This window comes from Levilactobacillus huananensis, assembly GCF_003946145.1.
Classification (GTDB): domain Bacteria; phylum Bacillota; class Bacilli; order Lactobacillales; family Lactobacillaceae; genus Levilactobacillus; species Levilactobacillus huananensis.
Genome location: NZ_RHOC01000001.1, coordinates 262,264 through 276,674 on the forward strand (window position 1 = coordinate 262,264; position 14,411 = coordinate 276,674).

Genomic DNA, 14,411 nt, shown 5'->3' on the forward strand with positions numbered 1-14,411 from the left:
CGGTTAAAATATGAGTGAAAATGGAGGTTGACCTAAGGGTTGCCTCTTTTTTAGACTCGAAAAATCAGATGAAACCTTGAGGAGGGTGTTTAGATGAACCCAGAAAAGATGACGCAAGCTCTTACCGATGCCTTGGCGGAGGCCCAACGAATTGCGATGACCCGTAAGCACCAGGCGGTTACGGTTGCCCACTTATTTAAATTTTTAGTTCAACCGGGGGAACTCGGTCGGCAGCTCTTCGAGGACGCCGGGGCTGATGTGACGGCTTTGGATGGCGAGTTAGACCGGGAACTTGATACTATCAGTACCGTTAGTGGCAGCGGTGTTCAATACGGTCAGGAATTTTCGCGCAATTTAACTGATCTCTTACAGAAGGCCGATAGCATTCGGGACGCCTACCATGACGATTTTATGGCAGTGGACACGGTCCTGATCGCGGTGACTCAGCTGAGTGGGGATAGCTTGACGGATTATTTAAAGCAGGTCGGAATTACCGAAAAGAAGATGCGCCAAGCCGTGGATAAACTTCGTAATGGCGAACGCGTCACGTCGAAGAATCAAGAGGACCAATATAAAGCCCTTGAGAAATACGGGATCGATCTCGTGAAGGCCATGCGTAGTGGCAAGATTGACCCGATCATAGGGCGAGATGACGAAATTCTCTCCGTCATTCGGATCCTGTCACGAAAGACCAAGAACAATCCCGTTCTGATTGGGGAACCTGGGGTTGGGAAGACCGCGATCGTTGAGGGCTTGGCGCAACGCATCGTTCGTGGGGATGTGCCCGATAATTTAAAGGACAAGACCATCTTCTCTCTCGACATGGGTTCTTTGATTGCTGGGGCTAAGTACCGTGGCGAATTTGAGGAACGCTTGAAGGCAGTTTTGAAAGAAGTGACCAAGAGCGACGGGCAGATTATTATGTTTATCGATGAAATTCATAATATTGTCGGGGCTGGAAAGGCTGAAGGCAGTATGGATGCCGGTAACATTCTGAAGCCAATGTTGGCTCGTGGGGAGCTTCACCTGATTGGAGCCACCACTTTGGACGAGTATCGCCAGTATATGGAGAAGGACAAGGCTTTGGCTCGGCGGTTCCAACGTGTGGTTGTGGCTGAACCAAGTCTAGAAGATACCATTACGATTTTACGCGGGTTGCGTGAACGGTTTGAAATTCACCATGGTGTTCGGATTCATGACAATGCTTTAATCGCAGCGGCCAAGTTATCTGATCGCTACCTAACCGATCGATTCCTGCCAGATAAGGCCATCGATCTCGTTGACGAGGCCTCGGCTTCGATTCGAGTGGAAATGAACTCGGCCCCAACGGAATTGGACCAGGCCCGGCGCTCATTGATGCGAATGCAAGTCGAACAGACGGCGTTGAAGCAGGAAACCGATGATGCTTCCAAGAAGCGTTTGGCGGAACTGCAAAAGGAACTCGCCGATACCAAGGAAAAGGTGGACCGACTTGGTGCCCGCTGGACCCAGGAAAAGACGGCCATCAAGGGACTTGGCGATAAGAAGCAGGAACTAGACCGTGCTAAACGTGACTTGGCCAATGCGGAGTCTGCCTACGATTTGAACAAGGCCGCCGAACTTCAACACGGGACTATTCCCCGTTTACAAAAAGAACTAGCGGATCTGGAACAGGCTGACCAGCAGCAAGATTGGTTAGTGTCCGAATCGGTAACTGAAAATGAGATTGCAGCGGTGGTTAGCCGTATGACTGGAATCCCGGTCACCAAGTTGGTTCAGGGTGAACGGGAGAAACTGTTGAAATTGGCCGATCGGTTACACGATCGTGTCGTGGGTCAGGATCAAGCGGTGACAGCGGTGGCTGATGCTGTGTTACGGTCACGGGCCGGCCTACAAGATCCAACGAAACCCTTGGGATCATTCCTATTCTTAGGACCAACGGGGGTCGGGAAGACGGAATTAGCCAAGGCCTTAGCCGAAAACCTCTTTGACAGTGAAGACCACATGGTTCGAATCGATATGAGTGAATATATGGAAAAGGAATCAGTTTCCCGGTTAGTCGGTGCCGCTCCCGGTTATGTGGGTTACGAACAGGGGGGCCAATTAACCGAGGCTGTTCGGCGTAATCCGTATACCATCGTTTTATTTGACGAAGTCGAGAAGGCCCATCCGGATGTCTTTAACCTGCTGCTACAGGTGTTGGATGATGGTCGCCTGACGGATAGCCAGGGACGGACCGTGGATTTTAAGAACACAATTCTCATTATGACGTCTAACTTGGGATCGGATATTCTGCTTCAGGGAACGGATGAACAGGGACAGTTGAAGCCTGAGGCTCAAAAGCAGGTCGCCCAACTCTTACAGACCCACTTCCGACCAGAGTTCCTGAATCGAATTGATGAGACGATCATGTTTACTCCGCTGACTTTAGCGGATGTTCAACAAATCGTGGTCAAGTTGATTGGCCATCTGGCAACACGCTTGCATGAGCAGCAGCTGGATCTAACCATTACGCCGGAAGCTCAGGCTTGGATTGCTAAGAAAGGGTATCTACCGGCATATGGAGCTCGGCCACTCCAACGGTTTATTACCACACACGTGGAAACGCCATTGGCTAAGGCCCTCATTAGTGGTGAGATTCCTGCCAAGAGTCTGATTACTATTGCGGTTCAAAACGATCAATTAACGTTTACACATGTCCCATTAGAGCAGTAAGTGATTTAGCGGGGTCGACGGTCGTCGATTCCGCTTTTTAGGTGGGAAATTTCAGTTGGAACGTACGTTCTTATACGACGGATCGGTCGCTAATTTCTGGTATAATAGCGATAAAGAATTTTTGAGAGGAGCGTCCAACATGTTTGTCCCGTTACAGGTCATCAGTACGTATAGTCTGTTGCAGAGTACCAATCGAATAAACGAATTAGTCCAAACGGCCAAGGAGCGGGGGTACACGACGCTTGCGATCACCGACAGAAATGTCATGTATGGGGTCGTGGCCTTTTACAATGCTTGTCGGCAGGCAGGTATTAAGCCAATCTTGGGACTCACACTGACGGTTCAAGTTCCCGGGAATGAATCTGGAGCCGATTTAGTGGTTTTAGCCCGTGATTTCACGGGGTATCAGCAGCTCATGCAACTGTCCACGGCTTATCAAGTGACATCGGCACCGGTTGACCTGACCCAACAACGAGCCAATCTGACCCATTTAAAGGCTATTGTGCCATTGAATGGGGAGGCTCCCCAGCTAGTGGTCAATGGCGATCGCACGGCGGCTAGTGAGTCGTTAGACCGATTACAGCGCCTCTTTACGCCGGCCAATGTTTCACTGGGAATTAGTGCTGATCAGAGTGAGGAGACACGATTAACTCTCCAACAACTGAGCCAAGCCGTGGGGATGCCCTTAGTTGGACTGGCTCCAGTGGAGTACTTGAATCAAGACGACCACTTTGCCGTGACGGTCCTGCGTGCTATCGACGCCGGGGCTACGATCACTGACATCCCCACCGAACAGGCTACACTAGGCACGCACTGGCTACGACCGGTTGCCGACCAACAGGCCCGTTTTGCTGCGGTCGGTTTGGAAGCCGCAGCCAGTGCGACAGTGGCCTTAGCCGAAGATTGTGACGTGACTCTGAAATTTCAACAGCCACAGTTGCCACAATTCCCGACGCCAGACCAACAACCGTCGCAAGACTATCTGCGAGCACTTTGTGATCAAGGGTTACAGCGACGACTACAGGCTAGTGGCACCACGGATGACCACCCATACCGTGAACGACTCGACCACGAGCTCTCGGTCATTCACCGAATGGGATTCGATGATTACTTTCTGATTGTTTGGGACATCATGAACTTCGCGCACCGAGCCCATATTCAAACGGGTCCAGGGCGGGGTTCGGCAGCGGGATCTCTGGTTGCTTATGTTTTAGCGATTACAGAGGTCGATCCCTTGGCCTACAACCTCTTGTTCGAGCGGTTCTTAAATGAAGAACGGGCTCAAATGCCTGATATTGATTTGGATATTCCGGATGATCGGCGAGAACAGGTCTTACAGTACGTCCATGGTAAGTATGGGCATACACGAGTAGCTCAGATCATTACCTTCGGAACGCTAGCCGCCAAGGCCGCCTTACGTGATGTCGGACGAACTTTGGGGATGGCTCCTTATCAGATGAGCGATTGGAGCGCGGCCATTCCTAATCAGTTGCACATCACATTACATGCCGCTTATGACCAGTCGCAACGATTGAAAAACTTGGTCGCGGATAGTCCTGAGAATCGATTGTTATTCGAAACGGCCTGCAAAGTCGAGGGCCTGCCGCGACATTATTCCACTCACGCTGCCGGAATCGTCTTGAGTCAGGGGCCGTTGACCGACGTCGTGCCCTTACAACCGGGAGCTGAAGACCTGTTGATGACGCAGTATCCCAAGGATACCGTCGAAGCAGTGGGGCTGTTAAAAATGGATTTGTTGGGGCTACGGAACCTGAGCATCTTGGCTAATGCCTTGGCGTTAGTTAAGCAGCAGACGGGGAAAGTTTTTGACCTCGACCAGATTGACCTCAACGATGGCAAGACCCTGACGCTCTTCGCTCAGGGGGAAACCAACGGCGTCTTTCAATTTGAATCCTCCGGGATCAAGCGGGTCCTGCGTCAGCTCAAACCGAATAGTTTTGAACTGGTAGCCGCGGTCAATGCGCTTTACCGTCCGGGGCCAATGGAAAATATTGAAACCTTTATCAATCGTAAGGATGGCAAGGAGCCCGTCAAATACGCAGCACCGGCGCTGAAACCAATTCTGGGGCCAACCTACGGCGTCTTGGTCTATCAAGAACAGGTCATGCAGGTTGCCGCAGTGATGGGGGGCTTTAGCCTCGGGGAAGCCGATCTGCTTCGTCGGGCCATGAGTAAGAAAAAGAAGGCTACCATGGATGCGATGCAAAAGAAGTTCGTGGCCGGGGCCCAGAAGCTGGGGTACGACATTGCCACCGCACAGCAGGTCTTTGCCTACATGGATCGATTCGCTAACTATGGGTTTAACCGATCCCATGCCGTGGCTTATAGCAAGTTGGCCTTTCAATTGGCCTACCTCAAGGCCCATTACCCGGGACCGTTCTATGCGGCCTTAATGAATTCGGTGGTCAACGTACCAGACAAGACTAAACTCTATCTGGCTGAAGCCAAACGCCACGGGGTAACCGTGTTGCCGCCAGACATCAATCATTCGGCAGCCTACTTTAGTCTTCAACAACAGGCAATTCTCTTTGGACTAAGCTCAATCAAAGGGGTCCGCCGGGACTTCCTGCGAGCGATCTTGGCCGATCGCAAGGCGCAGGGACCATTTCGTGACTTGCACCAATTTCTAGAGCGTATTGAGGCCAAGTATCGAAAAGAAGATCTGCTGGATGCACTGGTCTATGCTGGGGCCTTCGATCACTTCGGGTATAACCGTGCCGAGTTGATCGCTGCTTTGCCGGAATTTCTCAGCACGGTCGAACTTTCCGGGGACAATGTCGAGTTGTTCGCGGCCTTGGCACCCAAGGTGAAACGGCAACCTGATTTTGATCTGATGACCAAGTTGCACCATGAGGAGCAGGTACTTGGTGCTTACCTGTCCGGGCATCCGGTTGAACAGTATCGCCAACTGGGGGAAAAGCGTCATGCAGTTCCTATCAGTGATCTGATAGTGGATTCGCGGGTCACAGTGATTGTCTACGTCACGAAGATTCGGACGATCCGGACGAAACGTGGGGAGCCGATGGCTTTTGTGACCGGGAGCGATGAGACTGGTGAAATTAGTCTGACGGTCTTTCCTAACCAATTCCGGATTGTTAGTGAGTGGTTGGCCCCAAATCAGGTGATTTTAGTCACTGGGAAAGTCGAGCAGCAACGAGGACTGCAGATTGTCGTGAATCGTTTGGAGCGGCCAGAAGCTGAGGTCGCCCCGACAACCACGCTACCTAAGGGGCCGTGTTGGTACATTCGTGTTGATTCGGAACATGATCAACGACCAATCGCTAAACAACTAGGCCAATTCATCAAATCAAACCCCGGAAAAGTTCCGGTGATCATCTATCAAGCCCAGACCGATCAAAAAAGAATCTTACCTAATGAACAGTGGCTTTCAGATGAGAATGCTGTTATGACGGGGCTTATGAGCCTGATGGGCGAGAAAAATGTGATTCTGAGAAATGGATAGACCAATTTTGTGAAAAATACTTCTGGACTATTGTTGTCAAGTTCGGTATTATATATACCAATGAACGAGATAATCTATTTTGGGAGGATTTACAAAATGAAATTAAACGTCAAAGTCTACTCCGATGGGGCAGAATTATCTGCGATGAAGGCCGTTGCTGCGAAGGGTTTAGTTGAAGGATTCACGACGAACCCTAGTTTGATGAAGGCTGCCGGGATTACCGATTACTTAGCCTTTGCCAAGGAAGCCGTTGCAACTTTCCCAGACCAATCGATCAGTTTCGAAGTTTTTGGGAACACGCCGGAACGGATGCTTGCCGAAGCTCAGACGTTAGCATCATTGGGGAAACATGTCGCCGTTAAGGTCCCAATCATTCGTGCCACTGGTGAAGACAACACCGATGTTATTTCTAAGTTATCCGATGCTGGCGTTCGCGTGAACGTGACGGCAATCACCACTCTAGAGGAAGTTCGTTGGGCCGTTGATGCCTTGAACCCAGAAGTTGGCGGGATCGTCTCTGTCTTTGCTGGACGGGTTGCTGATTCCGGAGTTGATCCTTTACCACTGATGAGACAATCTGCTGACTTGTGTCATGCCAAGGCTAATATTGATTTGTTATGGGCTAGCACCCGGGAATCTATCAACATTGTTCAAGCAAATGAGACAGACTGTGACATCATCACGGTACCCCCAAAGATCTTGAACAAGTTAAACAAATTTGGTAAGCCAGCTTTCCAAATTTCAGTTGATACGGTAAAGACTTTTGATTCCGATATTGCCGAACTCGGATTTACGATTCCGGTGGCTGATGGGATTCAAAAATAAAATTAAAGTTATCTCTTTTATAACCTACTCGTTATCAAACGAGTAGGTTTTTAATTGCGCTGGGGCCCGTCAGCTCGCAGAAACCGCTTACTTTGAGAAAAGATGTACAAAAGGCTCGAAATTCGATAAACATAGCAGACAGAAAAAATTAAAAGTGCTAGAATGTTGGTGTAATGAAATTTGTGCCGAAACTTTTGGTCTGCTAATTTTTTTAAAATTAGTAACCATCGGGCCAATTCTAAAGGAGAGATTTTTCTAATGAAGAAAACCAAGATCGTAAGTACCCTTGGGCCTGCAAGTAATGACGTCGATACGATTGTTAAGTTAATCGAATCTGGTGCCAACATTTTCCGGTTTAACTTTTCTCACGGTGACCATGAAGAACATTTAGGTCGCTTGGACAAAGTTCACCAAGCTGAAAAGATTACTGGCAAGACTGTTGGTATCATGTTAGATACTAAGGGTGCCGAAATTCGGACGACCCTTGAAAAGGGCGGCAAGTTGCAATTTAGCACTGGCGACCAATTCCGGATCTCCATGGATGATTCACTTGAAGGAACTAACGAAAAGATTGCGGTGACTTACCCAGGTCTTTACGATGACGTTCACGAAGGTGGCCACGTTCTATTTGATGACGGTTTATTAGACACTGTTGTTGATGAAAAGGACGATGCAACTAAGGAATTAGTTGTGACTGCGCAAAACGATGGTATCTTAGGTTCCCGTAAGGGTGTTAACGCCCCTGGCGTTTCCATCAATTTACCTGGGATCACTGAAAAGGACTCAGATGACATTCGTTTCGGTTTGGATCACGAAATCAACTTCATCGCTGCTTCCTTCGTACGGAAGCCTCAAGATGTGATGGACATTCGTGAACTCCTCGAAGAAAAGCACATGGAACACGTGCAAATCTTCCCTAAGATCGAATCTCAAGAAGGTATCAACAACTTCGATGACATCATCAAAGTTTCCGATGGGTTAATGGTTGCTCGTGGTGACATGGGTGTCGAAATTCCAACGGAAAACGTGCCATTGGTACAAAAGGCTTTGATCAAGAAGTGTAACATCTTAGGCAAGCCAGTTATCACGGCTACCCAAATGTTAGACTCCATGCAAGAAAACCCACGTCCTACGCGTGCCGAAGCTTCTGACGTTGCTAACGCCGTCTTTGATGGTACTGATGCAACGATGCTTTCTGGTGAAAGTGCTAATGGTGAGTACCCAGTACAAGCCGTTGCAACTATGAACCGGATCGACATCAAGGCTGAAAATGCTTTACCAGACTTTGGTCGTGACAACTTAAACTTCGACAATGGTGACGTTACCGAATCAATCGGTGCTTCCGTTGCTCGTGTTGCCAACGAATTAGGCGTTAAAACGATTGTTGCTGCTACTGAAAGTGGCTACACCGCAAAGATGATTTCTAAGTACCGGCCAAATGCTGATATCTTAGCTGTTACCTTTGATGACCGGACTCGTCGCGGTTTGATGGTTAACTGGGGTGTTTACCCAATCGTTACCGAAAAGCCAGCTAACACTGACGAAATGTTCGATCTTGCTGCAGCCAAGGCCGTTGAAACGGGCTTAGCTAAGGAAGGCGACTTAATCCTGATCACCGCTGGTGTGCCAGTCGGCGAACGCGGGACGACTAACTTGATGAAGATCCAATTGATTGGTTCAAAGTTAGTTCAAGGTCAAGGTGTCGGTGATGACACGGTTATTGGTAAGGCAATTATTGCCAACACCGCTGCCGAAGCCAACGCCAAGGTTGTTGAAGGTGGTATCTTGATTGCCAAGAACACCGACAAGGACTACTTGCCAGCTATCGAAAAGTCAAGTGCCGTTATCGTTGAAAACGGTGGGTTGACTTCTCACGCGGCTGTTGTTGGGATTTCTATGGGGATTCCTGTTATCGTTGGGGCTACTGGTGCCAGCGACAAGATTTCCGATGGCGAATTGATCACCGTTGACTCACGTCGCGGTATCGTTTACCATGGTGCTTCCAACGCGCTTTAATAAGAGATAAACCTGTTATGAAAACGGACCCTCTGTCGGGGGTCCGTTTTTTCGTGTTTCTGAAGAAGTGCGAGACGCACAGGTCTAAAAAGATTGCGACGAATTTTACGAGAAAAGGTCGCTAGTTGGGGCGTTTCCGTGTAAAATAGGCATTAGACACTTTGAACGGGAAACTGGCCTTGCCAGTAGAATTGAGGAGATTATGGAAGAACTATTAGGCCGCATCGTTGCGGGTAAAGTTACCGACGAGAATGAAAAAGATTATTATGTACAAGTGGCGGGGACGACTTTCCGCTTGGATAAGACAGAGATCAAGAAACCACTGAAACTGGGGTCGGTTTTCAAGGGCTTCGCCTACGAAAATGAAGATCATGACATGCAGATTACTCGGGACGCGCCCGAGGTTCAAGTGGATCACTATGGTTTTGGGACGGTCGTTCGGACCCAACGGACATTAGGAGTCTTCGTGGATATTGGTTTACCTAACAAGGACATCGTGGTGTCTTTAGATGACCTCCCAGCCATGATGGAACTCTGGCCACAACAAGGGGACCGTTTGATGATTGCTCTGCGGGAAGACAAGAAACAACGGCTTTGGGGAGTGTTAGCCGATGGTGATATCTATCAAGCCATTGGCCAGCCCGCCAAGAAGAAACTTCAGAATTCGAATGTCGTGGCACGAGCGTATCAATTAAAGCTGGTAGGAACCCGTGTGATGACCGACCATTATGAGTTAGGGTTCATTCATCCTTCAGAACGTGAAACGGAACCTCGTTTAGGAGAAGAACTCCACGCTCGGGTTATCGGTGTTCATGACGATGGGACGTTAAACCTGTCACTGCGGCCACGGACCTTTGAAGCCATCGACGACGATGCTGCTATGTTATTAGCGGCATTGGAACACAGTGGCGAAGGCTACCTGGACTTCAGTGACAAGAGTGATCCAGCTGCCATTAAAGCTTACTTTGGGATTAGCAAGGGACAATTCAAGCGGGCCATTGGGCACCTCTTGAAGGCTCGGAAGATTACCCAGCATGACGGTCAGCTCTGGTTAGTTAAGGATGACGAACAAGCGACAAAATAGGAGATGATGACATGACCGAATTGGCAACGCAAATTGCGGATTTTGCCCACTATCTTACGGTAGAACAGGGATTAGCAAAGAATTCGGTCACGAGTTACGTCCAAGAATTACGAGGATTCGCTACCTATTTGTCCACTCAGAACGTGACGTCTCTGACCCAGGTCGATCGTTTACGGGTGATGGCCTATCTGGAAACGTTGACCAAGAGTGGCAAGTCGCGTAATTCCGTGATTCATGCAGTTTCAGCCTTACGAAAGGCTTACCGTTACCTTGTACAGACCCACCAACTATCAGAGAGTCCTATGGCAAATATCGCGGCACCTAAGCATGCCGAACATTTGCCGGCAGTGTTGACGGTAGCCGAAGTGGATCGACTATTAGCGGCTCCCGATACGGCGAATAAGTATGGGATTCGTGATCGCGCCATCCTCGAAGTGATGTATGCAACGGGATTGCGGGTAAGCGAACTCGTTCACCTCAAACTCGGTGACTTACATCTAGAGATGGGGCTGATTCAAACCCTGGGTAAGGGAGACAAGGAACGGATTGTGCCAATTGGCGATGTGGCCAGTGACTGGATTCAGCGTTATTTGACCGAGAGTCGACCGGTGTTGTTGAAGCAACGGACGAGTCCCTATCTCTTCTTAAATGCTCATGGTGGTGGGTTGTCACGCCAGTCTATCTGGCAGAAAATCAAGCGCTATGTGGCACTTGCCGACATTACCAAGGACGTCACGCCCCATACCCTGCGACATTCCTTTGCCACGCATTTATTAGAGAACGGGGCTGATTTACGAGTGGTTCAGGAACTCTTGGGTCACGCCGACATTACCACGACCCAGATTTACACCCATATTTCCAAAAAGCGGTTGGTAGCCGTCTATGACCAAGCGCATCCGCGTGCCTAGCGGTGACCGAAGCTTTGTGGTAAGGTATAGGGACGATTTAAACGGAGGCAGACCATGTTACTGAAATATCGGAGCGATTATCAAAAGATTGCGATGGGACTTCTGAGCCTGTTACCCACCTTTAAGGATTGGGACCGACTGCAGCGAGAACTCATCTGGTATCAGAGTGATGATAGCAGACGACTCTATTTGTGGAAGGACGACCACGATGATTTTGCCGGGGCCGTGGGTACCGAAGTTCAGGGAGACTATCTGATTGTTCGGCTAGTCACCTTGACGCCGGATCAAGATCTCACCGAAAATACTTGGCAGATGTTGGATCAACTTGCAACGGCGTTACCAGATAAACGGTTAATGGGAACCCTGACGACCGCTAAGATTATCGCAAAATGGGAGTATCAACATGGACAAAGTCACGCCCAGCGGTCAACCACTGATTCAGGTCAGTGATTTTGAGGGACCGCTTGATTTATTGCTTCACTTAATTAAAACTAATGAAATGGATATTTATGATATCCGAATCGCAACCATCACGAGTCAATACCTGACATACCTGCATCAGATGCAGGTGTTGCGCTTGGATATTGCAGGCGAATACTTTGTCATGGCGGCCAACCTGATGGCGATTAAGGCGAAACTGTTGTTGCCTAAGCCAACACTGGTGACGGATGATGACGTGGAACCCGAGGGTGATCCGCGGGAGGACCTGGTGCAACGGCTGCTGGATTACCAGCGTTATAAGCAGGCTGCCCAGGAACTGAAGGTCAGAGCCCAGCAGCGACAGCAACATTTTACTCGTCCGGCAATGGCCGTTCCAGATGACGTGGTCTTAACCGTTGAACCAGGGCTCAAGGCTGTGGATCTTCAGTCAGCCTTGGCACGCCTGATTAAACGCGCCCGCATTGCCCGGCCGGTCACCCAGAGTATTCAGCAAGAACACTACACAATTAAAGAACAGATGCAGGTGGTCTTGACTCGGTTAGAACAAGCTCAGGGACCGATGGATTTTGAACGCCTAGTGGGACAGACTTCGGTTGTGGACGAGATTGTCACAACCTTCTTGGCGATTCTTGAATTGGCTCGACAACGACAAGTAGCACTCTCACAGGCTAGTCGGCTCTTGCCCCTGCAAGTGAATTTTTTGAAAGCGAAAGGAAGTTATGCCACCGATGTCACCTCTGGCACAAATTGAAAGTCTTTTGTTCGTGAGTGGCGATGAAGGGATCACTGTAGCGGATTTGGCTGCGGCAACTGGCCTCTTACGACCAGCCATTCTAGCCAGTCTTGAACGGTTAGCGGAGAAATACCGGGCTGATCCCGACTCGTCCTTGGAATTGATGGTGAATGAGACGACCTACCGGCTAGTAACCAAGGCCACGGCCGGCGATCTTATTAAACGTTACTTTGAAAATCCACTGAGCACGAGTTTGTCGCCGGCGTCCTTAGAGGTGCTGGCAATTATTGCTTACCGGCAGCCCATTACGCGCATCGAGATTGATGAGATTCGCGGGGTTCAGAGTGCCTCTACCGTGCAAAAATTGGTCTTGCGTCGCCTGATCGAAGATGCGGGACGGTTAGATGAGCCTGGACGACCGAAACTTTATCGGACCAGTGCTTACTTCTTAGACTATTTTGGCCTAGAAGAGATAACAGATCTGCCGCCGTTACCCGCTGCGGCAACGACCGGTGACCAGGCGGGCGAAGATGGTGGCGACATCTTTTTAAAAGCCTTCAATCAACAACTTAATCAAGCAGGAGATGACGAATAAATGGAACGATTACAAAAAGTCTTAGCCCATGACGGGGTTGCATCACGACGTCAATCGGAAAAGCTCATCATGAGTGGCCGAGTACGGGTCAATGGTGACGTTGTCACAGAACTCGGAACGAAGGTCGGTGTCCACGACAAAATCGTGGTGGACGGTGTGCCGGTGTCTAGTGAAGCCCCAACCTACGTTCTGTTGTACAAGCCTCGTGGGGTGGTTTCGACCGCTAACGATGAAAAGGGGCGCGAAACAGTTGTGGACCTGATCGAAAACGTTCCCCAACGAATTTATCCCGTGGGCCGTTTAGATTACGATACGACTGGCCTGTTGTTGTTAACCAATGATGGTGAGCTTGCCAACAGATTGACGCATCCCAAGTATGGGGTTGAGAAGACGTACGTGGCGAAGGTCACGGGAATTCCAACCAACGATGCCTTACGTCAATTGCGTCAGGGAGTTGAAGTGGATAATGTCACCTATGCACCAGCAAAGGCCAAGGTATTGAGTACCGATGACAAGAAGCATACGGCGATTGTCTCGCTGACCATTCATGAAGGAAAGAATCACCAGGTCAAGAAAATGTTAGCTAGTGTGGGCTGTCCTGTTGAAAAGTTGAAGCGAGAAGAGTACGCCAAGCTGACGCTCAAGGGTCTTAATCCTGGTGATTCACGTTATCTGAAACCAGAAGAAGTTAAGGAATTAAGACGACTGACGGATCTGGCCTAAGTCAAATGATTGACAGTCACTCGTGGCATTAGTATATTTGTAGTGTCAAATAATTTATGGTTCATCTTCAGGGCAGGGTGAAATTCCCGACCGGCGGTAAAGTCCGCGACCCGCGTTAAGCGGTTGATTCGGTGAAACTCCGGAACCGACAGTAAAGTCTGGTATGCAGAAGATGAGACGTTGCTCTTTGCGTAGGCCCATGTTTACGTAAAGCCAAGGTCTTACCCTTCTGTGGTGGGATCTTTTTTCGTGGTCTCACCACTGAGATGGCCGCAAGGAGGAACAGAATTATGGAAAATGTTCACAAGGGTCTAGGGGTTCGTGCAATGGTGGAAATGTCACTGTTTGCGGGGGTCGCCTACATTCTCATGTTTATGTCGGTATCAATTATTCCTATCGTGCCGTACATGAAGTTAGATCTTAGTGACCTAGTGGTATTAGTGGGGCTGGGTGTCTTTGGTCCCACGGGAGCAATTCTCATCGCCGCCTTAAAGGAACTGCTGTACTTCGTCACAACTGGGATGGACATCATGAATTTCATTGGTGTCATGACGGCCTTCATTGCCGATATGGCTTACGTGTTACCTATCAGTGCTATTTTGCGGCGACAACACGCGGCTTCGATTCGGCGACACATTCTCGCTATTATTGCGGGAACAGTAAGCCTGACGGTCGTGTTGTCATTAGCAAACTGGTGGGTCATTACGCCACTCTATCTTAAGGTCTGGCACATGAATCTTGGACTCCCTGTGAAGCAGTTGGTTCTGCTGGGAGTCGTTCCATTTAACCTGATCAAGGGAATTGTGCTTGGGGTATTATTTATTCCATTGAATCGGCGATTGGCACCCTGGATGGCTAAGCATACGCTGTCATAAAGACACGCATAAACAATTACAGACAAACGAAGG

Annotated in this window: 11 protein-coding genes and 1 riboswitch; all 11 genes read left to right on the forward strand. The window is 49.3% G+C overall.

What is annotated here, in order from left to right; genetic code table 11:
• Positions 1 to 93: 93 nt before the first annotated feature.
• Entirely contained in the window at positions 94 to 2,694 is a 2,601-nt protein-coding gene (gene clpB, locus EKM71_RS01320; protein WP_125572878.1) for an ATP-dependent chaperone ClpB, read from the forward strand.
• A gap of 139 nt (positions 2,695 to 2,833) precedes the next feature.
• Positions 2,834 to 6,178, forward strand: a complete 3,345-nt coding sequence (gene dnaE / locus EKM71_RS01325; RefSeq protein WP_125572879.1) for a DNA polymerase III subunit alpha — start codon at positions 2,834 to 2,836, stop codon at positions 6,176 to 6,178.
• Between the two features lie 96 nt (positions 6,179 to 6,274).
• Entirely contained in the window at positions 6,275 to 7,003 is a 729-nt protein-coding gene (locus EKM71_RS01330; RefSeq protein WP_125572880.1) for a transaldolase, read from the forward strand.
• A 258-nt stretch (positions 7,004 to 7,261) separates the two neighbouring features.
• Complete coding sequence (gene pyk / locus EKM71_RS01335) at positions 7,262 to 9,019, forward strand: pyruvate kinase (RefSeq protein ID WP_125572881.1); 1,758 nt, start codon at positions 7,262 to 7,264, stop codon at positions 9,017 to 9,019.
• A 202-nt stretch (positions 9,020 to 9,221) separates the two neighbouring features.
• Complete coding sequence (locus EKM71_RS01340) at positions 9,222 to 10,103, forward strand: CvfB family protein (RefSeq protein WP_125572882.1); 882 nt, start codon at positions 9,222 to 9,224, stop codon at positions 10,101 to 10,103.
• Between the two features lie 11 nt (positions 10,104 to 10,114).
• Positions 10,115 to 11,011, forward strand: a complete 897-nt coding sequence (gene xerD, locus EKM71_RS01345) for a site-specific tyrosine recombinase XerD (RefSeq protein ID WP_125572883.1) — start codon at positions 10,115 to 10,117, stop codon at positions 11,009 to 11,011.
• Positions 11,012 to 11,065: 54 nt separating this feature from the next.
• Positions 11,066 to 11,461, forward strand: a complete 396-nt coding sequence (locus tag EKM71_RS01350; RefSeq protein WP_125572884.1) for an N-acetyltransferase — start codon at positions 11,066 to 11,068, stop codon at positions 11,459 to 11,461.
• A complete protein-coding gene (locus tag EKM71_RS01355; protein ID WP_125572885.1) occupies positions 11,415 to 12,203 on the forward strand; it encodes a segregation and condensation protein A in 789 nt (262 codons plus the stop codon). The genes EKM71_RS01350 and EKM71_RS01355 overlap by 47 nt, the downstream gene beginning before the upstream one ends.
• Complete coding sequence (scpB, locus tag EKM71_RS01360; protein ID WP_125572886.1) at positions 12,181 to 12,780, forward strand: SMC-Scp complex subunit ScpB; 600 nt, start codon at positions 12,181 to 12,183, stop codon at positions 12,778 to 12,780. Before EKM71_RS01355 ends, scpB begins: the two co-directional genes overlap by 23 nt.
• Positions 12,781 to 13,503: a pseudouridine synthase gene (locus EKM71_RS01365; protein ID WP_125572887.1), complete on the forward strand. Its 723-nt coding sequence runs from the start codon at positions 12,781 to 12,783 to the stop codon at positions 13,501 to 13,503. It abuts the gene before it with no gap.
• 59 nt (positions 13,504 to 13,562) lie between these two features.
• Positions 13,563 to 13,681: riboswitch (FMN riboswitch) on the forward strand.
• A gap of 112 nt (positions 13,682 to 13,793) precedes the next feature.
• Positions 13,794 to 14,378: an ECF transporter S component gene (locus EKM71_RS01370; protein ID WP_125572888.1), complete on the forward strand. Its 585-nt coding sequence runs from the start codon at positions 13,794 to 13,796 to the stop codon at positions 14,376 to 14,378.
• The last annotated feature ends 33 nt before the right edge of the window (positions 14,379 to 14,411 follow it).

Bases quoted from the DNA above. Each gene is read 5' to 3' on its own strand.
- clpB (WP_125572878.1), top strand. From the start codon at position 94: ATGAACCCAGAAAAGATGACGCAAGCTCTTACCGATGCCTTGGCGGAG.
- dnaE (WP_125572879.1), top strand. From the start codon at position 2,834: ATGTTTGTCCCGTTACAGGTCATCAGTACGTATAGTCTGTTGCAGAGT.
- EKM71_RS01330 (WP_125572880.1), top strand. From the start codon at position 6,275: ATGAAATTAAACGTCAAAGTCTACTCCGATGGGGCAGAATTATCTGCG.
- pyk (WP_125572881.1), top strand. From the start codon at position 7,262: ATGAAGAAAACCAAGATCGTAAGTACCCTTGGGCCTGCAAGTAATGAC.
- EKM71_RS01340 (WP_125572882.1), top strand. From the start codon at position 9,222: ATGGAAGAACTATTAGGCCGCATCGTTGCGGGTAAAGTTACCGACGAG.
- xerD (WP_125572883.1), top strand. From the start codon at position 10,115: ATGACCGAATTGGCAACGCAAATTGCGGATTTTGCCCACTATCTTACG.
- EKM71_RS01350 (WP_125572884.1), top strand. From the start codon at position 11,066: ATGTTACTGAAATATCGGAGCGATTATCAAAAGATTGCGATGGGACTT.
- EKM71_RS01355 (WP_125572885.1), top strand. From the start codon at position 11,415: ATGGACAAAGTCACGCCCAGCGGTCAACCACTGATTCAGGTCAGTGAT.
- scpB (WP_125572886.1), top strand. From the start codon at position 12,181: ATGTCACCTCTGGCACAAATTGAAAGTCTTTTGTTCGTGAGTGGCGAT.
- EKM71_RS01365 (WP_125572887.1), top strand. From the start codon at position 12,781: ATGGAACGATTACAAAAAGTCTTAGCCCATGACGGGGTTGCATCACGA.
- EKM71_RS01370 (WP_125572888.1), top strand. From the start codon at position 13,794: ATGGAAAATGTTCACAAGGGTCTAGGGGTTCGTGCAATGGTGGAAATG.